Raw genomic sequence first — 20,910 nt, 5'->3', positions numbered from 1 at the left:
CTAGCTCATATTTTAAGGAATGCTTAAATTCCAGTTGAAAAGATTCTAAAAAGTTTAATTATGTTTCAATCTAAAATTGCCGGTCTGGGAAGTTATGTGCCAGAAAATGTGGTCACCAACGATGATCTGGCCAAGCTCATGGATACTAATGATGAATGGATCCAGGAGCGTACCGGTATTAAAGAACGCCGTCATATTAAAAAAGGAGATGGTAATACCACGGCTACCATGGGGGTGAAGGCGGCAAAAATCGCATTGGAAAGAGCGGCTATTTCCAAGGATGAGATAGACCTTATTGTCTTTGCAACCTTAAGTCCCGATTATTACTTCCCGGGTTGTGGGGTGCAGGTCCAGGAAATGCTGGATATCAATACCTGTCCGGCCCTGGATGTCAGGAATCAATGCAGTGGTTTTGTCTATGCACTCTCTGTGGCAGACCAGTATATAAAGACCGGGATGTATAAAAATGTACTTGTTATCGGAAGTGAGAATCATAGCGGTGGTTTGGATTTCACCACCCGTGGACGTTCGGTTTCAGTCATTTTTGGGGATGGAGCGGGAGCTGCTGTGCTTACCCGAAGCGATCATAATGGAGAGGGGATTCTTTCCACCCATTTGCATTCCGAAGGAAAGCACGCAAAGGAACTTTCTCTAGAAGGGCCAAGTACGATGCACTGGGTACCGGAGATTATTGCTGAAAATCCACAGGGCGACGATATTCCCTATTATCCTTATATGAACGGACAATTTGTTTTTAAACATGCCGTACAGCGTTTCTCGGAAGTCATTATGGAAGGGCTTAATGCCAACGGTTTGGAGGTAAAGGATATTGATATGTTAATTCCCCATCAGGCGAACTTGAGGATATCCCAATTTATTCAGCATAAATTTAAACTAAGCGATGATCAGGTGTATAATAATATCCAGAAATATGGTAATACCACGGCGGCCTCGATCCCAATCGCTTTAACCGAAGCCTGGGAAAAAGGCAAGATCAAAGATGAAGATGTTGTAGTGCTTGCAGCCTTCGGAAGTGGTTTTACCTGGGCCAGTGCAATTATTAGCTGGTAAATCATCCTAAAGAATAAGTAAAGCCGGGATCTCCGGCTTTGCTTATTTCACGGCAAAATATTTATATAAATCGTAAATGCCCAGGCCTACAAATGCTATGGCCAGAATAAGGCCAAAGTTGTCGGTTTCCACACTGGTTAAATGGTAGTATAACCGGTAGGAACCATAACCTGTAAAGGCGATTCCCAAGATGAGGTTCCAGATATTTCGTTTGGGAGTTTGGTTTTCATTATTGGTCATCGGTGTAATCTTTCGGAAAGGTTGATTTTGCGATTTTCAGGGCTTCTTCATAATGGCTTTTGATTACAAAGAGCTGTACCTGGCCGGGGAGACCGCCTCCGAATCCCGCTCTGAGACCGGAATCGAAATCATTTCTTACCCGGGATGAAATACCAGCTTTCTCAAAGATTTCCTGCAGGTATTGGACATTGGGTTCGGAACCCGTATATACCCGTTCGTAAGTGTCTTCACTACTCATGATTGATTGGTTTTTGGTAATAACCAAATTACGAATTCCCCTGCTTACGGCATAGGTTTTATACTGAGTTTAACGTTCTAGGCATTGTAAAATCGGCTTTGCCAGATAGCCGAATTGAAATTCTTACCGAACTTTACGCCGTAAAAAATGGAGAGCCCCGCGATCCATTTAAATACAAAAAAGAAAATTATAAAAAACTGGGTGGTGGTTTGCTTAGGGGAGAACAATCCATCGGGCACCATAAGAGCCAGCAAAAAGCTAAGGGCCAGCAAAACCAGCGCGAAATTCTCGATATACTTAAATGGCCACATAAGGATTTTGCGCAGGGGATGAAGGTCATTGCCCCATTTGTGGATCAGGTAAAAATAATCATTCCCCATCGGTGCAAAAAGCAGGGGGTCATCAGCATTGTCAAGTTTGAGCAGTTTTGAAGGGGCAATAATTTTAAAGCCCCTCAGGCTGGTTTGATGTTTTTTTTCAAGCTTCTTTATTTCTGAAATAGCTTCGGTGGGGATTTCGGCCTTAAAAAAGCTAGAGTCCAAAAACCTCAGCCGATAATCGATGCAGATCTTTTCAATGTCAGAGAGGTGATAAATTCTCTCGCGTTCCAGAAGGTCGAATTCGAAAGTATTGTCGTGCTCTCCGCTGCCGTGGTTAAGCTTTTCCAGAATTTGCTGATTCTGCGCAAAAATTTCCTGAACCTGAGCCAGGATATTTTTTTCTGCGATTCTTCGATTCCTTACTTTTTGCAACTGGATTTCAATGTCTGTGCGCGGTAACTTCAACATCTTCTTTTCTTCTTTAGAATAAATCTAAAAATAAATAATTTGATTAAAACAATAGATAATTAAAAGTTAAAGGAGAAAACAGCTTGTTAAATAATATTAAAAGGGCCTGAAATCCTTTTGAGATTAAGGCTTTCAGGCTATATTCAAACTAAAATAAAAGCAAAAAATCTATGAAAAAATTACACTTTACAATCCTGGGAGTAATAGGTATTTTCTTGTTGGCAGCCTGTGGCTCAGGAAATAAACTCACTGATCAGGCCAAAACTTTAAGAAATTACGACTCCTATGCCTTTTTACCGAATAACGATACGATTATGGACCGGAACTATGATAACAGGGAGATTAAAGAGGTTATCGTCGCTACCATCAATGCGAATATGAAGGATGAGGGTTATGTGCTTGATAAAAATCAGCCGGATGTCCTTGTATATGTTCACGCTATGTTTGATGAGAAGGCTGATGTCAATGCGAATCCCGTATATACCAATTACAGTTATTACCGCCCCGGACTTTATATCGGGCCTTATGTAGAAGATTACGTCTATGAAGATTACTTTACCATTCAGCGTTTAACTGGCCCCAGCGTGAAGCAAGTGCCCTATCAAAAGGGGAGTATCGTGCTGGATTTTATAAACCGAAGGACCAATGAAATCATCTGGCGTGCAACTTCGGAAGCTGAGATCGGAACCCGTCGTATGGATAGGGACATTAGGGATTATGTCGATGATATCTTTAAGAATTTCCCATAATTCCTAGGCTTCAATAAAAAAGAAAATCCGTGGTCTCTTATTTAGAAACCACGGATCTTATATCATTAAGGAAATAAGGCTTATCTCAATTCAGCCTTTAACTCGCTTTCGAACCTTTGTTGAAGTTTGCTCATCATTTTGTCAACCTGTTTATCGGTCAGGGTTTTATTCTCATCCTGAAACAGGAAGCTCACTGCATAGCTCTTTTTACCTTCCGGAAGATTGCTGCCCTGGTAGACATCAAAGAGGTTCACCTGCTTAAGCATTTTTTTACCCGTTTGCAGGGCAATACTCTCAACCTCCTGGTAAGATACCGATTCATCCAGTAAAAGTGCGAAATCACGTTTTACTGCGGGATATTTTGGAATAGGGCTAAATTTCTTCTTATCTCCAGAGGCTTCTTCCACAAGAGCGTCCCAGTTGAAATCCGCAAAAAGGACCTCTTGCCCAATATCGAAATGCTTTAGAATGGATTTTTTTACGACTCCGAACTCTACAAGTTTTGCTTTTTTTGAGCTTATGCTAAGCCCTTCGGAAAACAAATCACTTTTAGAAGGGGAGGTTTTGCTGCTATTGATGCCAAGCCGTTCCAGGATAGCCACAATAATTCCCTTGAGATAGAAGAAATTTCCATTACCGGGGTTAGTGATATTCCAGTGCGCTGCGTTTCTATTTCCAGTAAGGGTAAGGGCAAGATGTTTGGTCTCGCTTCTGCCACTGACAAAGCTGTGGTATGTCTTACCGAATTCGAATAATTTAAGGCGATTCTGTTTTCGGTTAATGTTATAACTGGCGGCTTCCAGTGCCGAAAAAAGCATAGACTGCCTCATAACGGACAGGTCCTGACTAAGAGGGTTGAGCATTTCCACATTATACTCTTTCTTAATTTGTTCACTGAGATTGGTATATGCTGGAGTGGTAAGTGAATTGGCCATACTCTCATAAAAACCCTGTCCTATCAATTGATTGGAGATCAGGTTTTGTAGCTTATAATCTTCAAATTTCGAAGAGATAGCCACAGAAGCATTAAGCTTATCGCTGAACTTAATATTATTATATCCATAGACTCTTAGGATCTCTTCGATCACATCAGCCTCGCGACGAACATCTACGCGGTAGGAAGGAATCGTTAAGCCCATCCCTGTTTCGGTCACATTATTCACGCGAATTTCAAGACTGGCAAGGATTGATTTTATAGTTTCCTGTTCCAGGTTTTCACCGATGAGTTTATTGACCTTATCGAAGGTGAGAAAGACCTGGAAGTCTTCTATTTTTTTGAAATAAAGGTCATCGATGTCACTGGTAACCTCTCCGCCTGCGATTTCCTTTATAAGCAGGGCTGCTCTTTTTAAAGCATACTCTACTGAATTGATATCAATACCACGCTCAAACCGGAAAGAAGCATCGGTATTTAACCCGTGTCTTTTGGCTGTTTTTCGTACGCTAACCGGATTAAAGTACGCGCTTTCAAGAAATATTGCGGTCGTATTTTTGGTAACCCCGCTTGTAATCCCACCAAAAACACCTGCTATACAAAGTGGTTTTTCGCCATCGCAGATCATAAGATCTTCCTGGTCGAGTTCACGTTCTACTTCGTCTAAAGTAATGAATTTGGTGCCTGTCTTTAAGGTTTTAACATGGATCTGGTTTCCGGTGATCTTACCTGCATCAAAAGCGTGCAAAGGCTGTCCGAGTTCGTGCATCACAAAATTGGTAACATCTACCACATTGTTTTTAGGAGTGATCCCAATAGCTTTAAGCCTGTTTTGAAGCCATTTTGGAGAATCCTCTACCTTAATATCTGAAATAGTAAGGCCGCAATATCTTGGGGCCAGGTTTGAATCTTCTACATGAATTGGAATTTTCAGGCTACGACTGTCTACATGAAAACTGCTTACCGATGGAGTGATCAATTCCAGGGTTTTACCCTGTTGCTGGTAACCGGCTTTGAGATCCCGGGCTACCCCCCAGTGGCTCATAGCATCAGCCCGATTGGGAGTTAAACCTATTTCGAAAACCTGGTCGTTTTCTATCTCAAAGATTTCAGCAACGGGTTTTCCAGGCTCAAGATCCTCCTTCATTACCATTATACCCTGGTGATCTTCACTTATTCCAAGCTCTTTTTCAGAGCAAATCATCCCATAGCTGGCCTCTCCTCGTATTTTTCCTTTCTTAATAGGCCAGGCTTCTCCTTTTTCATTGTAGAGTGTGGTGCCTATGGTTGCGACCGGCACCTTCTGTCCTGTAGCGATATTCGGTGCGCCACAAACAATTTGCACCTCTTCTCCATTGCCCAGAGCTACATTGGTCAACTTTAATTTATCGGCGTTGGGATGATCCTCACAACTCAGCACATGTCCTACCACAATACCCTCTAATCCGCCTTTTACGCTTTGAAATTCCTGAATGCCTTCCACCTCCAGCCCAAGATCCGTAAGTAATTCGCCTGTTTCCTTAGGCTGTTCGGGGAGTTTGATAAATTGCTTTAACCAGTTATATGAAATCTTCATCGAATTATTTTTTCAGGCAGCAAAGATAGTATTACGAACGGTTTTGGCATAATTTGAAATTTTAATTTTGAGCTTATGACCAATTAAAAAGAGAAGCATGAGGCTTCTCTTTTTAAAAATGCTTAAAATTCCAGACTTAGATCTTCCTTTTAAACCTCATTTCCGTGGCCTTTTCCCATTGCTTACTGTCGTCATTCTGGACAAATACATTCCACTGGATGTTATCCTGGTCGCTACGTGTAATCTCGTGCCGGGCCAATTTTTTTTCATTGTCCTGAAGATATTCCTCCATCATTTCAATACGGTTTTCTCCGAGATCCTTAATTTCGAGATTGGAAATTTCAATTCCGGTTGGGTCCGTGGCATTGAAATAGGCCATCTCGTATCTTTCTTCGAGGGCATCATAGGCGATTAAACGCTCGCAGCAGGGGTTTTTTTGCGCATTGGTATGTTTGACGCGCAATACGGCATCTCCCGGCAAATAGGTAATGCTATGGGAGCTGGCTGGAATCTCAAGAGCATTCCCATCGCGGTATCCGGTTTGTTCCATAGTCCATTCTCCGGCTAAGAAATCCAGGATACGGTGTTTGTTTTCCAGTTTTGAGAGTTTAGCCTTGGAACCGGTAAGAATCCGGGTTCTTTCATCTTCATTGGAGCTGTTTTGGGCAATCTCAATGGATTTCTTTAAATACTTTTTAGCTTCCTCGGTCTCCCCTTTTTCGATAAGGTAATCGGCATAGGAATCGTTCGGATTGGCTGCTTCAGGGTACTCTTCCATGTTATATTTGAAGACCTTTTCTGCTGCTGCCATATCCTTTTCTTCCAACATAAGCTTATACCCAATGTTGTTTAATTCCCATTCGTCCCAGTTGTAGTTTTCCTTTTCCTCTTTCTTTAATTTTTCATAATGGGCGAGTGCGGCGTCAATTCCGTTTTCCTGATACACTTCAAATACCGCATCTCCAATGGAACTTTTTTCTTTCTCGTCCTGAGCAATTGCGCTTGTAACCAGGCTTATAAAAAAGATCCCGGTTAACATCAATAATTTTGTTTTCATAATCTCCAGATTTAATGGTTAACCTAATAAAAGTACGAATTATCTTAACTTTTTGGGGATGGCTTCCGACCCTTAGACAGGACTTTTAAGGCATAAAAATCTAATTTCATCCATTGAGCATATAGCTTTAAGTCTTTGTATTGCAGGGTTCTGCTGTGTAAATGTTTTTACCACGGAATTAATAAGCCTATTTGTCTGAAAGCCAGAAAATAAGGGAAACCCCGCAAAAAAACCAGAGAAATTGTTATGCATAAAAAAAGGGCCCGAAAGCCCTTTAAATAGTATTGGTATAATGAGGATTATTGACAGACTTCAGCCTTGACCATGACCCAGAATGCACCATCCTCATCTTCATAAGTCTGATCTTTGTCAAATTGTCCAGGGGCATTGGTAGTTTCCGGTTCGGTATCGGAAATGTAAAGATGGGTTATCTTGACTCCATTGCCTTCCTCTACGCTGATTTGGTCGTCGGAATAAGTAAAGGTGACTTCCCCGCCTAAAGATCCATTTTTATGATGAATTTCGCGGGTCTGGCTTTGGCCATCCTCAAATTCAAAATAATGGGCCCAGCCCCAGTTATTGCTGTGGCCGATTTCAGAGAAGTTTTTACTCCCAATCATATATCCGGATTCACATTCTACTTCACAGGTTTCAAGGGTATAGGTGAAGTAGGAAGCATCATAGTAGGATAAATCTCCTACCCAATTGCCCCAACTTCGTGCAAAAATTTTAACTGTTTCTGTACTAAAACCCGAAAGAGGGAAAGTCCATTGGTATTGGTCTGCTGTACTGAGATCATCGGGTAAAGTGGCATATTTGACTTTATCGTTATTCTGGTTTACCTGCGGATTGTCATTCTCATCAAAGACTCCAAGGTATACCTCATCCGGATCTCCGGTTATCTGAACATAAAGATTATCGCAGTCTTGTGTAACCAGCAGGCTTCCCTTTAGTTTTCCACCATTGTTGTAATAATCATAGGTTGTAATGGGAAATCCACTGTTTTCAATGGTGAAATCCAATTCCTGAATATTATTGGAATCTGTGAGCGATTCAGTGTCCGTACTGCATCCTATAATTCCCGCCCCAAGAATTATTAAGTAAAATAATTTTTTCATAATAATAAGAATTTAAGATTAACCTGTTGAAAATACGAACATTAGGGGAAAACCCTTATTGGTAATATAACTTTTCGATGTGTGAGGTCATTCTCTCGATGGGATGCACTAGCTGATATAATTCCAGAGTGTTTTATTCCTGGAGATCTGGGTGAAAGTGTGGTGGAGAATGCTGTTTTTTTTCAACTGGAGATTTGGATCTTCTTTTAGGACTTTGCTGGCAAGATGCCTGGCCGCTTTAAGAATATCGTTGTCCTTAACGATATCGGCTATCTGGAGATTCAAAACCCCGCTTTGCTGAGTTCCCATAAGATCCCCGGGACCGCGAAGTTTAAGGTCAACTTCTGCGATCTCAAATCCATCATTAGTACCAGTCATGGTTTGTAGGCGGGTTTTACTGTCTTGGGATAGCTTATGCCCGGTCATTAGAATACAGAAGCTCTGTGCTGCGCCACGACCAACTCTTCCGCGCAACTGATGCAACTGTGAGAGTCCAAAACGTTCCGCGCTTTCAATAATCATCACACTGGCATTGGGAACATTAACCCCCACCTCAATTACGGTGGTGGCCACCATAATTTGAGTTTCCCCGCGAACAAATCGATCCATCTCGTAATCCTTGGCCTCCGGTTTCATCTGGCCATGCACAATAGAAATCTGGAATTCCGGAAATTCCCGAGCGATGCTTTCATAACCATCCATCAGGTCCTTGTAATCCATCGTTTCCGATTCCTGAATGAGAGGGTAGACAATGTATACCTGCCGGCCCTTTTTGATTTCTTCCCTTAGAAAAGCGAAAACTTTTAGGCGGTTGGCATCATAGCGGTGCACGGTTTTTATCGGTTTTCTACCGGGAGGTAGTTCATCGATCACTGAAATATCCAGGTCCCCATAAAGACTCATCGCAAGGGTCCTTGGAATAGGGGTAGCGGTCATGACCAAAATATGAGGAGGGAGCTCGTTCTTCTTCCATAATTTTGCTCTTTGAGCCACCCCGAACCGATGTTGTTCATCTATTACGGCCAGGCCTAAATTCTTGAATTGGACCTTATCTTCCAGCAGGGCATGCGTGCCAATCAGGATATCTATTTCGCCATTTTCCAATTTTTCGTGAATCTCTCTTCTTTTTGAAGTTTTAGTTGAGCCTGTAAGTATTTCTATACTGGTATTTAGGTCTTTACATAATTCCATTAAGCCATTGTAGTGCTGTACTGACAAAATTTCAGTAGGAGCCATGAGACAGGCCTGAAAATCGTTGTCAAGGGCTATAAACATTGACATTAAGGCCACAATGGTCTTACCGGATCCCACATCCCCCTGTAACAGCCTGTTCATTTGGGCGCCGCTGCCTATATCATTTCTTATTTCTTTGATCACACGCTTTTGTGCCCCTGTTAAATCGAAGGGTAAATGCTCGTTGTAAAAATTGGTGAAATTCTCCCCCACGTTTTCAAAAACATAGCCCCTGATCTTTTTTTTATGAAGTAAATTCTTTCGGATAAGCTGGAGTTGAATGTAAAAAAGTTCCTCAAATTTCAGACGAAATTGTGCCTTGGTGAGCAGCTCCTGGCTTTTGGGGAAATGGATGTTAAATAGAGCTTCTGATTTTGAAATGAGTTTATACTCCTGTAGAATTTCCTGGGAGAGACTTTCCAAAAATTGGCCCTTGGTTTCCAAAAAAAGCTGCTGCATAATCTTATTGATCACCCTGTTGGTGATCCCGGCTTTTGCGAGCTTTTCCGTGGAAGGGTAGACCGGTTGCATTGCCGTACGCAACTGTTTTTTAAAATCCTCGACCAGTTCCATCTCGGGATGGGGCATACTAAAGATTCCATTGAACAAATTGGTTTTCCCAAAGATCACATAAGGGGTATTGAGTTTAAGATTTTCCTTTATCCATTTCTGACCCCGAAACCACACCAATTCCATTCTGCCGGTATTATCCACGAAATCAGCAACAAGACGTTTGCCACGTTTTTGTTCCACGCTTTTGATATGGGTGATCTTTCCAACCACCTGCACCTCGGCAGTATTACCCTGCAACTGGTTGATCTTATAAAAACGGGTTTTATCTAAATAACGATTTGGAAAAAAGTTCAGCAGGTCGCCATAGGTTTGAATGCCCAATTCCGATTTAAGGACCTTTGCGCGATTAGGACCAACACCTTTAAGGTAATCTATAGGGGTTTGAAGCATATTGGCATTCATGGAAACGAAGATATTAAAATCCGGTTTTTTGGCTTTGATTTTCTTAAAAAATAATCTCGTTGTACACGGGGTAGGTTTTTCGTATTTTGCAAATCCTATTGCTTCTGTATGAAATATCTTTTGTTAAGCTTTTTGATACTGACTTTTGCCAGGGGCTTCTCCCAGGATTATACGACTTACCAGCTCAGTAATATCGACTTTAAAAATATCGAAGCCCGTATGGAGGTTACTCCGGAATCCGGCCAGATAAAAGGAGAGGTGGTTTACCAAATAAAAGTTACGGGCCAGGTGGATAGTATCTATCTCGATGCGCAGGAAATGTCCTTCTCTGAGGTGAAGCTAAACGGGAGGACTATCCCAACCCGCAATACCGGTGAAATGCTTTGGCTGAAAGCATCTCTGAAACCTTCTAAAATTTATGAAATCAGGTTAAGGTATTCAGCCAGGCCAAAACAGGCTATGTATTTTATCAACTGGAATATCCCTGGAACCATTTCAGCCTCCAGGCAGGTTTGGACACAAGGGCAGGGAAAGGATTCCTCGCACTGGATACCGGTTATCGATAACCAGAATGAAAAGGCTGTTTACGATCTGAGCTTTGATTTTAAGAAGGGTTATCAGGTGATTTCAAACGGGGAGCTGATCTCCCAACAGTCCATCAATGACTCACTGTCCCGCTGGAATTTTCAAATGGAAAAACCCATGAGCAGCTACCTGCTTGCCTTTGCAGCTGGAAAGTTTGAAAAGGAAGAGTTGACCGCCCAGTCAGGTATTAGTATGGAATTATATCTTGAAAAGGCTGAGGACGCTCTTTGGGAACCCACATATCGGTACAGCAAGAAAATATTTGATTTTTTAGAAGAAGAAATCGGCGTGCCATATCCCTGGCAGAACTACAAACAGGTACCCGTACAGGATTTTCTCTATGCCGGAATGGAAAATACCGGTACAACTATTTTTTCCAGGGCTTTGCTAACCAATGAAGTGGGCTTTAAGGACCGCAACTATGTCAATGTGAATGCCCATGAATTGGCCCATCAGTGGTTTGGGAACCTTGTTACTCAAAAAGCAGAAGCACACCATTGGTTACATGAGGGTTTTGCTACCTATTATGCCCTGCTTGCGGAAAGGGAGATTTTTGGGGATGAATATTACTACTGGAAGTTGTATGAATCAGCAGAGCGATTAAAGGAATTAAGTGACTCAGGGAAGGGAGAAGCTTTGATGAGAAAGGGCGGAAGTTCCCTGACCTACTACCAAAAAGGAGCCTGGGCCCTGCATATTCTGAGAGAAAAAGTAGGGGATGAAGCCTTTAAAACAGCGGTGCGGGAATACCTCAAGGGCCATGCTTATCAAAACGTACAAAGCGAGGATTTCCTGGCCGAAGTGGAAAAGGCCTCGGGAGAGGATCTTTCAGAGTTTATAGCCCAGTGGCTGAAACAGACGGCATTCCAGGGAGCACAGGCACTGAATTCCCTGAAGCATTCTGAATTTATGCAGAATTATCTCGAAATAGCTGCATTAAGATCGATGCCCTTGGAGGAGAAGTCTTCTCTTCTAAGAAATGCCCTTGAGAAGCCTGTAAATGATTACATAGGCCAGGAAGTGGTCTTTCAGCTGGCCGGAGAATCCTCAAGGGAAGCCCTGCAGCTTTATAAACTGGCTTTTAATAGTGAAAATGTTTTTGTTCGCCAGGCCATTGCCCTGAGTATGGATGAAATTCCGCAAGACCTGAAACCTGAATATGAGTCTCTTCTAAAGGATGAATCCTGGTTAACGATAGAAGCAGCACTGACCAACCTTTGGATACAATTCCCGCAAGAAAAAACCCGGTACCTAGACCAAACAAGAGGTCTGGTAGGCTTTCCGGATAAAAATTTAAGGATTCTCTGGATCACCCTGAACCTGGCTACTCCAAGCCTTGAGCCTGCAAAACAACAGGCTTATTACGCAGAGCTTTCAGGGTATACCGCTCCACATTTGCCATTAGAGGTTCGCAAAAATGCCTTTAGTTATCTTTATCAAATCCAGGCTTTGAGCGTGGATAACCTTAAAAATTTATTGGAGGCCACCCAGCACCATACAAGCCAGTTCAGGAATTTTAGCCGGGAATTGCTTTCTGTATTAATCAAAGATCCGGAGTACCGGGAACAGTTGCAAAGCCTTACAGAAAACCTGCCTGAGAAGGAAAGGCTTTTTTTGTTGGATAAATTAAACAGTTAAAAGTTGAACTTGTATCCTCGTTCTAAATCATTTACTTATTTTGGCCGGAGGAATTTTTTGCTAGAATTTAAAAAGAATATCAGGTAATGCGAGCATTGGTAATATCTGGAGGTGGAAGTAAAGGTGCTTTTGCCGGGGGAGTAGCCCAGTATTTAATCCAGGAAGAAGGTAAAAAGTACGATATGTTCCTTGGAACATCTACCGGGAGCCTGCTCATTCCTCATATTGCTGCAGATAACATCGAAAAGGTATATGATATATACACCAATGTGAATCAACGCAAGATTTTCAGTGTGAACCCCTTTATTGTTAAGAAAAAAGAAGGTCGGGAATATGTAACCATTAATTATCTCAATACTTTTTGGCAATTTATTCGAAAGAAAAGAACCTTTGGAGAAAGCCATAACCTAAGAAAACATATAAAGCGCAATTTTTCCCCGGAGGAATTTGAGCTGTTGCAAACCTCGGTAAAAGATGTTGTTGTGACCGTGTCCAACCTTTCCAAAAACCGGGTGGAATATAAATCGATACATGATTTTACTTATGATGATTTTTGTGACTGGATATGGATAAGTTGCAATTACATTCCCTTTATGAGTCTTGCCAATAAAGACGGTTATGAATATGCCGATGGTGGATTGGGATGTGTGGTTCCCATTCGAGAAGCTATCAAACGAGGGGCAAAGGAGGTGGATGCTATCATTCTTGAAGCAGAAAATATGGAATACAATAAGGTACTGGGAAAAAACCCCTTCTCCTTAATGATCAATTTGTTTGGTTTTTTGCAGGATCAGGTGGAATATCACGACATTGTGGAAGGTAAGCTAGCCGCCCTGAATAAAAAGGTGAAACTCAACACCTACTTTACCCCGACAAAACTTACCGAAAATTCCCTGGTGTTCAATAAACACTTAATGTCTCAATGGTGGCAACAGGGATTTGACCACGCCCGGGAAAGACATATGCAATATCTCGAACAGCGTAAGAAAAACTTTTTCGGATTCTTTTAAATAAAGGATTTTACTTCCTTTTTTATAAAAGCCAGTGCCGCATCAGTAGGGGCTGGTTTTTCGATGAGGTTCTTCAGGATAGTTTCGCGTAAGGCATCGGCCGTGGTTACATCATCCAAACCATTTGCTTTTCTAATCAGCCCAATGGTGGCGTTCTTTGCGGTTTTGATGTAATCCCAGCAATCACCGCTAAGGTATATCTGCTGGGCCAGGTTATGTTCAAATTCCTGTTCTATGGTCATAACCAGCAATTGCTCATAGCGATCCGGGTCTTCCGAATTTGGTTTTACCCGGAATAAGAGGTTCCCCGGTGAGATCCTTTCTAAAAATAGGGTCATTCGCTCGTAGGCCTGCAAACGCATGGGTAGCGCTGTTTTCTGATTGTCTTTTACCAGGAGGAAACGGCGACGCCCCGCTTCGCTTTTTAGAAAAGATTTAAAGAAATAATAGGCCAGAAGACCAACAATGAGTGCAGGTAAAAGGGCCAGGAGTAACTGTGAAATTTCGATCTGATTCATTCTTTTTTATCGTAAACTGAGGTGTCCTCAGTTTCTGCTTCTTTGGTTTTAACTTCTTTCTCTTTATATTTTCCACCCAGATAAGGGCATTCTAAATGTTCTTTTATACCGCCGAAAGGTACTTTTTCTTTGTGATACGTAAAAGTTGAAGCCAGATTTTCTGCCAGGTTCTTGTCACTCAGGTTGATCTCCACATCATACATGGTAAACTGGCTTGGGTGTTCATAACCGCAGGCATGGGTGATTTCCAGGAGTTCTTTTCTGAATTTGGTAAAGTAATAATTCACCCGTCTGGCTTTATCCTTGACCTTCAGGCCAGACTGGAGCCATTTATTTTGCGTAGCTATACCGGTTGGACAGGTATTGTTATGACAGGACTGGGCCTGAATGCAGCCAATGCTCATCATGGCCTCCCTGGCCACGTTAATACAGTCTGCTCCCAGGGCGAATGCCATAGCGGCTTTGGCGGGAAAACCGAGTTTCCCGCTGGCTACGAAAACGATTCGATTGGTGATCCCTTCATTGAGAAATATTTTATAGACTTCAGAAAAGGCATAGATCCAGGGTAGGGAAACATGATCGGCAAAACTCGGGGGTGCTGCACCGGTGCCACCTTCCCCGCCATCTATGGTGATAAAATCCGGACCTCTTTGGGTGCTGGCCATAATGGAGGCCAGTTCTTCCCATTGATCCAATTTTCCAACCGCTGATTTAATGCCAACCGGCAGGCCGGTAGCTTCTGCAATTTCTTCAATGAAATCTACCAATTCTGTTATTGTGCTGAAGGCGGAATGATCAGGAGGAGAGAGTACATCCTTCCCTATAGGGACATGGCGTATTTCAGAAATTTCCCGGGTGATCTTGGAGGCTGGTAAAACTCCGCCTTTTCCCGGTTTAGCGCCCTGGGATAGTTTGATCTCTATGGCTCTGATCTGGGGGTTCTCCCTGACTAGTTTCACCATTTTTTCCATGGAAAAATTTCCCTTTTCATCTCTTACTCCAAAATACCCGGTACCGAAATGAAAGATGACATCGGCTCCTTTTTGATGATATTGCGATAAGCCACCTTCTCCAGTATTGTGATACGCCGCTGCTTCCATGCATCCCCTGTTCAGGGCTTCAATGGCCCGGGCCGAGAGCGAACCAAAACTCATGGCCGAAACATTGATCACCGAGGCGGGGCGAAAAGGGCGCTTTCTCTTATTGAATGCCCCCATTACCTTGGCACAGGCCATAAAATCGGGATCTTCGCGGTTGGGATGATCTTCTCCCATCTTAAAAGGCAGCATGGCATTATTGATAAAGATATAATGGTTGGAATAGATATCCTGATCGGTTCCGAAGCCTTCATAATTGTTCTGGTTTTTGGCAGAAGCGTAAATCCAGCCTCTTTCAATTCTGTTGAAGGGTAACTCTTCGCGATTACTGGCCACGATGTACTGCCTGAGTTCAGGACCGATTCCTTCAAGAAAATACCTTAAATGCCCCACTATGGGAAAATTATGTTTGATGGTATGCTCCCGGTTCAAGAAAATATCTTTTAAGGCCAAGAGCAAAAGAAAAATAAGGAGCCATCCCCACCAACTTATAGCTGCAAGGAAATCCAAAAACGCACTCATAATTACTGATTTAAATAATCTATAGCTATTTGTGACAAAGTTTTTACACCTAAAAGTAATCCGCTTTCATCGATAAAAAAGTCGGGGGTGTGATGCGGAGCAGCCTCTGTGGCATCCTGGGGTTTTCCTCCAAGGAAAAAATAGAATCCGGGTACCTTTTCCTGGAAGAAAGAAAAATCTTCTCCTCCCGTTGTGGCTTTTACTAGTTCTACCTGATCCTTCCCGGCGACTTTTTCAAGGGTAGGCAACATCTGTTGGGTAAGCTCCGGATCGTTATAGGTGATTGCTGTATTATTCTGAATTTCAATGGAAGCCTCCCCTCCGTAGGCCTTGGCAAGTGCCGGAACCATTTCGCGCATTCTCTTTAGGATAAGTGCTTTCATGTCGGGATCGAGGCTACGCACAGTGCCTATCATCTCTGCAGATTCAGGAATGATATTAAACCGTACTCCGCTGGAGATCTTACCAACGGTAATTACCGCAGCGCCATCGACCAGTTTAGCATTACGACTGATAATGGATTGAAGGCCATCGATGATCTTTGCTGAAATGAGAATTGGATCGGTGCCGCTCCAGGGTGCTGAACCGTGGGTCTGTTTTCCTTTTACCTTTATTACAAAACGCTCCACGGCTGCCATGGTCCCTTCAGGTTTATAGCGAATGGTACCTACCGGAGTTTCCGAATTGATGTGAAGGCCAAAAATGGCATCGACATCCGGGTTTTTCAAAACACCTTCTTTGATCATCAGGCCTGCTCCTCCTTCTTCGCCAGGAGGCGGACCTTCCTCTGCGGGTTGAAATATGAATTTCACCGTACCATGAATCTTGTCTTTATGTTGGGCCAGTACTTCGGCAACCCCCATTAGTATAGCCACGTGGGTGTCATGTCCACAGGCATGCATCACTCCGGTTTTAGCGCCCAGGAATTCCGTGGTGACCTCGGATTTAAATGGAAGATCATTGCGTTCGGTGACCGGGAGGGCGTCCATGTCGGCGCGCAGGGCTACCGTTTTTCCAGGATGTGCTCCTTTTAAGATACCGACCACCCCGGTTTTGGCTATTCCGGTTTGTGTTGTTATCCCCAGCTTATTAAGGTGGGCCGCGACTTTTTCGGCTGTTTTAAACTCCCTGTTGGAAAGTTCCGGGTGCTGGTGAAAATCCCTTCGCCAGGAGATTACCTGTTCCTCAAGGTTTTCTGCAGTAATGTTGATTTCAGGATCGATTTGCTGGGCTGTCATGCCGATGCCGAAAAGGGCAAAGAAGACAAGGCTAAGTTTTTTCATAATAGTTTAATGAGCATTGCGCTTTAAATATATTTAATTTATAGGTTTTTGCCATTGCCCTGTAGGTATTTGTTTAAAAAGAATAGGCCTGTGGGTTTAATTTTTAGGGCATTTTGGTTAAATTCACCCCTTTAAAAAACGGAAGGAAATTTGGAAAATTATTTAGCCGAATTAAATGAGGCTCAGCGAGCTCCGGTCCTGCAGAAGGACGGTGCCATGATCGTAATTGCAGGAGCGGGATCAGGAAAAACCCGGGTACTTACATACAGGATCGCTTACCTGATGAGCCAGGGGGTGGATCCTTTTAATATCTTATCCTTGACCTTTACCAATAAAGCGGCCCGGGAAATGAAAAGCCGGATCGCCAGGATCGTAGGGAATTCCGAAGCTAAGAACCTTTGGATGGGAACTTTCCATTCGATCTTTGCCAAGATCCTGCGCTTTGAAGCCGATAAACTAGGCTATCCTTCTAATTTCACCATTTATGATACCCAGGATTCCCAAAGTGTGATCAGGGCCATTATAAAAGATATGCGTTTGGATAAGGACGTGTATAAATACAAACAGGTATATAACCGGATTTCCTCATATAAGAACAGCCTGATCACGGTGAAAGCCTATTTTCAGAATCCTGAACTCAAAGAGGCCGATGCGATGGCTAAAAAGCCGCGCCTGGGAGATATCTATAAAGAATATGTAGATCGCTGCTTTAAAGCAGGGGCAATGGATTTTGATGATTTACTGCTCAAGACCAATGAACTCTTAAACCGGTTTCCCGAGGTGCTTCAGAAATATCAGAATCGGTTCAGGTATATCCTGGTGGATGAGTACCAGGATACCAATCACTCACAGTATCTGATTGTAAAAGCCCTGTCGGATAAATTTCAGAATATATGTGTGGTTGGTGATGATGCGCAGAGTATTTATGCCTTCCGTGGTGCCAATATCAATAATATTCTGAACTTCCAGAAAGATTATCCCGATGTACAGCTCTACAGGTTGGAACAGAATTACCGCTCCACAAAAAATATTGTAAATGCGGCCAATTCGATCATCGAGAAAAATAAGACCAAACTTGAAAAAGTGGTCTGGACCGAAAATGAAGACGGACCAAAAATTGTGGTCAACCGTTTGCTTACCGATGGTGAGGAAGGACGTTTTGTGGCAGGATCCATCTTTGAAAACAGAATGCAGCATCAGCTTAAAAACAGTGATTTTGCCATTTTATACCGTACCAATGCCCAGAGTAGGGCGATGGAGGATGCCTTGCGAAAAAAAGAGATTCCTTACAGAATTTACGGCGGGCTTTCTTTTTACCAGCGCAAGGAGATCAAGGATGTGCTGGCTTATCTTCGCTTGCTGATCAATCCCAGGGACGAAGAAGCCATAAAACGGGTGATAAATTATCCTGCCCGAGGTATTGGGCAGACGACAATGGATAAATTAACTATTGCTGCCAATCAGTATGGTCGCTCCATCTTTGAGGTGATCGAAAATATTGACCAGCTTAATCTGGGGATCAACAGCGGAACCCGCACAAAGCTGAAGAACTTTGTCAATATGATCAAGAGCTTCACCATCCTTGCTGAAAACGCCGATGCCTTTAGCGTTGCTGATACAGTGACAAAGAAATCCGGCCTGGTGCAGGAATTCAAGAAAGATGGTACCCCGGAGGGGATCGCACGTATAGAAAATATTGAGGAATTACTAAATGGGATCCGGGATTTCGTGGAAGAACAAAAAGAACTTGCCGATGCCCATGGTTCCCTGGCGGAGTTTCTTGAAGATGTCGCCCTGGCCACCGATATGGACAAGGATACCTCCGATGATGACAGGGTAGCTCTTATGACCATCCACCTGGCCAAAGGCCTGGAATTTCCTTATGTATATATCGTTGGACTGGAAGAAGATTTATTTCCCTCGGCAATGAGTATGAATACCAGGACCGAATTGGAAGAAGAACGGCGACTTTTCTATGTCGCCCTGACCAGGGCTGAAAAACAAGCCTATTTAACCTATACCCAGTCGCGTTACCGTTGGGGAAAATTAGTAGATGCCGAACCCAGTAGATTTATAGAGGAAATAGACGATTCCTTTAAAGACTATATGATACCGCAGGATGATTATAAATACAAGCCTCTTATAGACACTGATATTTTTGGGGATGTGGATAAGTCAAAACTTAGGCAGACCAAGCCTAAAAACGGCACCCCGCCACCCGCGCATAAACCTTCTGAATCCCAATTAAGGAAACTTCGCAAACTCAAACCTGCTTCCAAGGAGCCTCCCAAGGCATCCCCCTCGATAAAACTGGAAGCTGGTAATATGGTGGAGCATATGCGCTTCGGAAAAGGAAAAGTATTAAGTATAGAGGGAGCCGGACAAGATAAAAAAGCAGAAATCGATTTTGAAAACGGTGGCATTAAGAAACTTTTATTGCGTTTCGCTAAATTAAAATTGCTTAGCTAAGCCGTTAAACTTCTGTTATTTAAAGCCGCGAAAAGCGGCTTTATTTTTATCTTAAGGCTAAATTATTCCTGTTTTATTTTTCCTGAACTTCATAATTATCCAGGGCCAGGAAGAAAAATTCAATTTAAATTAAGTGCAATTAATCATTTGAAAATATCCGGAATTTTGTAATTTTTAGGATGTTTTAAATATGTAATTATGGCTGAACTAATAAGAATTTACCAAGAGAATCCGAGTCCCAAACTTATCAATAAAGTAGTTGAAGTCCTCAGAGATGGTGGTTTGGTAATTTATCCTACAGATACCGTTTACGGTCTGGGATGTGATATTACCAATACTTCTGCCCTGGAAAAGATCGCGCAGATTAAAGGGGTTAAACTGGAAAAAGCCAATTTTTCCTTTATTTGTGAGGATCTGAGCAATTTGTCAGATTATGTAAAGCAAATTGATACGGCAACCTTTAAAATTCTTAAAAGGACGCTTCCTGGACCTTATACTTATATCTTACCGGGAAACAATAACCTGCCCAATGTATTTAAAAAGAAGGATACAGTTGGTATACGAGTGCCCGATAATAATATTTGCAGAGCCCTGGTTGCTGCTTTGGGCAATCCTATAGTTTCCACCTCCATTAGGGATGATGATGAAGTCCTGGAATATACCACTGATCCCGAGTTGATCAAGGAGAAGTGGGATAACCTGGTCGATATAGTAATAGATGGAGGTTATGGAGATAATATTCCTTCCACAGTGATCGATCTTACATCTGGAGAACCTGAAGTGATAAGAGAAGGAAAGGGTAGTATTGAGATTATGTAGGTAAAAAGTAATATGGATATCCATAAAAAAACCCTCGCAATGGCGAGGGTTTTTTGAAATGATATATTGGGTTCCAAATTATTCGGCTGCCTTCATTCCTTCTTCGATCATTCCGTAGAATTGGTCTAGCTTTGGAAGTACTACGATACGGGTTCTGCGGTTTTTCGCACGACCTTCAGCAGTTTCATTGGTGGCTACAGGAATGTAGTAACTTCTACCTGCTGCAGTCATTCTCGCTGGTTCTACACCAAATTCATCCTGAAGAATACGCACTACAGAAGTTGCACGTTTTACAGAAAGATCCCAGTTGTCTTCGAACATGGAAGTTTTGATTGGCTTGTCATCAGTGTGACCTTCAACCATAAATTCTATTTCCGGACGGTTCTTTACAACGGTGGCTACCTTTCCAAGAACTTCCTTAGCACGAGCAGTTACATTGTAACGTCCGCTATCGAATAACAATTTATCAGAAATAGATACGTAAACCACACCTTTTTCAACATTGATCTCGATGTCTTCGTCGCTCATGTTTCCAAGAGCTCCTTTTAAGCTTGTCACAAGCGCAAGGGTAACGGAGTCTTTTTTGTTGATTGCATCACGCATTCTACTGATGGCTAAATCTTTTTCTTTTATGCTTTCTAAAGAACGCTCGAGGTTTTCAGCTTCTTTTTTAGAAAGGGTTGCTAGGTCCCCTACGTTATTTAGCAGGGCAGCATTGGTGTTGTTTAGCGTTTTAATTTGCCTGTTTAGGCCTTCTTTCTCGTCTAAACAAGAATTTAATTTAACTGTGGCCGTGTTTAACTGGTCCTGGGTTTCTTGTTGCTTGGCTTCCAATTCTGCATATTTCTTCTGTGAAACGCAGGAAGAAAGTAAAACAGCAACAGTAGCCGATAAAAGCATGATTCGTTTCATAACTTGTAATTATTATTAATGTTAGATGTCCCAAAAGTATCAAAAAAATATAAAGGGGAAAAGAAGCTTTAACATTAG

17 protein-coding genes are annotated in these 20,910 nt (G+C 42.5%); 6 read left to right on the top strand and 11 right to left on the bottom strand.

The genetic code is table 11. The annotated features are described in order from the left end of the window. Window positions 1-60 precede the first annotated feature (60 nt). Window positions 61-1,071 (top strand): 3-oxoacyl-ACP synthase III family protein, encoded by a 1,011-nt coding sequence (locus tag ACW6NC_RS07735; protein ID WP_457864971.1) that lies wholly within the window; start codon window positions 61-63, stop codon window positions 1,069-1,071. Between the two features lie 42 nt (window positions 1,072-1,113). On the opposite strand, the gene ACW6NC_RS07730 is transcribed toward ACW6NC_RS07735, so the two are convergent. From ACW6NC_RS07730 to ACW6NC_RS07720, 3 genes are all read right to left on the bottom strand, one after another. Beyond that, window positions 1,114-1,311 (bottom strand): hypothetical protein, encoded by a 198-nt coding sequence (locus ACW6NC_RS07730; RefSeq protein ID WP_457864969.1) that lies wholly within the window; start codon window positions 1,309-1,311, stop codon window positions 1,114-1,116. Beyond that, the gene (locus ACW6NC_RS07725) at window positions 1,301-1,549 is read right to left on the bottom strand and encodes a putative signal transducing protein (protein ID WP_457864968.1); all 249 of its coding nucleotides are present in this window, start codon (window positions 1,547-1,549) and stop codon (window positions 1,301-1,303) included. Before ACW6NC_RS07725 ends, ACW6NC_RS07730 begins: the two co-directional genes overlap by 11 nt. Window positions 1,550-1,626: 77 nt before the next feature. After that, entirely contained in the window at window positions 1,627-2,337 is a 711-nt protein-coding gene (locus ACW6NC_RS07720; RefSeq protein ID WP_457864967.1) for a hypothetical protein, read from the bottom strand. A 170-nt stretch (window positions 2,338-2,507) separates the two neighbouring features. On the opposite strand from ACW6NC_RS07720, the gene ACW6NC_RS07715 reads away from it, so the two are divergent. Beyond that, on the top strand, window positions 2,508-3,086 hold the full coding sequence (locus ACW6NC_RS07715) for a DUF4136 domain-containing protein (RefSeq protein WP_457864965.1): 579 nt from the start codon (window positions 2,508-2,510) through the stop codon (window positions 3,084-3,086). Between the two features lie 80 nt (window positions 3,087-3,166). On the opposite strand, the gene pheT is transcribed toward ACW6NC_RS07715, so the two are convergent. The 4 genes from pheT to recG all read right to left on the bottom strand — a co-directional run bounded on the left by pheT (window position 3,167) and on the right by recG (window position 9,979). Next, entirely contained in the window at window positions 3,167-5,596 is a 2,430-nt protein-coding gene (pheT, locus tag ACW6NC_RS07710; RefSeq protein ID WP_457864963.1) for a phenylalanine--tRNA ligase subunit beta, read from the bottom strand. 136 nt (window positions 5,597-5,732) lie between these two features. Beyond that, window positions 5,733-6,653, bottom strand: a complete 921-nt coding sequence (locus tag ACW6NC_RS07705) for a hypothetical protein (protein ID WP_457864961.1) — start codon at window positions 6,651-6,653, stop codon at window positions 5,733-5,735. A gap of 299 nt (window positions 6,654-6,952) precedes the next feature. Further along, on the bottom strand, window positions 6,953-7,771 hold the full coding sequence (locus tag ACW6NC_RS07700) for a hypothetical protein (protein WP_457864959.1): 819 nt from the start codon (window positions 7,769-7,771) through the stop codon (window positions 6,953-6,955). A 108-nt stretch (window positions 7,772-7,879) separates the two neighbouring features. Further along, window positions 7,880-9,979, bottom strand: a complete 2,100-nt coding sequence (recG, locus tag ACW6NC_RS07695; RefSeq protein WP_457864957.1) for an ATP-dependent DNA helicase RecG — start codon at window positions 9,977-9,979, stop codon at window positions 7,880-7,882. A gap of 108 nt (window positions 9,980-10,087) precedes the next feature. On the opposite strand from recG, the gene ACW6NC_RS07690 reads away from it, so the two are divergent. Next, window positions 10,088-12,202, top strand: a complete 2,115-nt coding sequence (locus tag ACW6NC_RS07690) for a M1 family metallopeptidase (RefSeq protein ID WP_457864956.1) — start codon at window positions 10,088-10,090, stop codon at window positions 12,200-12,202. Between the two features lie 86 nt (window positions 12,203-12,288). Further along, a complete protein-coding gene (locus ACW6NC_RS07685; RefSeq protein ID WP_457864955.1) occupies window positions 12,289-13,212 on the top strand; it encodes a patatin-like phospholipase family protein in 924 nt (307 codons plus the stop codon). Here ACW6NC_RS07685 and ACW6NC_RS07680 read toward each other — a convergent pair. From ACW6NC_RS07680 to ACW6NC_RS07670, 3 genes are read right to left on the bottom strand one after another with little or no spacing between them, the layout of a single operon-like run. Continuing rightward, on the bottom strand, window positions 13,209-13,730 hold the full coding sequence (locus tag ACW6NC_RS07680) for a DUF7935 family protein (protein ID WP_457864954.1): 522 nt from the start codon (window positions 13,728-13,730) through the stop codon (window positions 13,209-13,211). The genes ACW6NC_RS07685 and ACW6NC_RS07680 overlap by 4 nt on opposite strands. After that, on the bottom strand, window positions 13,727-15,349 hold the full coding sequence (locus tag ACW6NC_RS07675) for an FMN-binding glutamate synthase family protein (protein WP_457864953.1): 1,623 nt from the start codon (window positions 15,347-15,349) through the stop codon (window positions 13,727-13,729). The genes ACW6NC_RS07680 and ACW6NC_RS07675 overlap by 4 nt, the downstream gene beginning before the upstream one ends. 2 nt (window positions 15,350-15,351) lie before the next feature. Continuing rightward, window positions 15,352-16,632, bottom strand: coding sequence for an amidohydrolase (locus ACW6NC_RS07670; RefSeq protein ID WP_457864952.1), 1,281 nt, complete (start codon window positions 16,630-16,632; stop codon window positions 15,352-15,354). A gap of 150 nt (window positions 16,633-16,782) precedes the next feature. Between ACW6NC_RS07670 and ACW6NC_RS07665 the strand changes: the two genes are divergently transcribed. After that, the gene (locus ACW6NC_RS07665) at window positions 16,783-19,101 is read left to right on the top strand and encodes an ATP-dependent helicase (RefSeq protein ID WP_457864951.1); all 2,319 of its coding nucleotides are present in this window, start codon (window positions 16,783-16,785) and stop codon (window positions 19,099-19,101) included. A 198-nt stretch (window positions 19,102-19,299) separates the two neighbouring features. Further along, a complete protein-coding gene (locus ACW6NC_RS07660) occupies window positions 19,300-19,920 on the top strand; it encodes an L-threonylcarbamoyladenylate synthase (RefSeq protein ID WP_457864949.1) in 621 nt (206 codons plus the stop codon). Between the two features lie 78 nt (window positions 19,921-19,998). Here ACW6NC_RS07660 and ACW6NC_RS07655 read toward each other — a convergent pair whose 3' ends face one another. Continuing rightward, window positions 19,999-20,832: an OmpA/MotB family protein gene (locus tag ACW6NC_RS07655; protein ID WP_457864947.1), complete on the bottom strand. Its 834-nt coding sequence runs from the start codon at window positions 20,830-20,832 to the stop codon at window positions 19,999-20,001. Between the last annotated feature and the right edge of the window lie 78 nt (window positions 20,833-20,910).

This window comes from Salegentibacter profundi, assembly GCF_054121475.1.
Note: the sequence above shows the minus strand (reverse complement) of the source record. Positions and strands in the feature narration are given on the sequence as shown.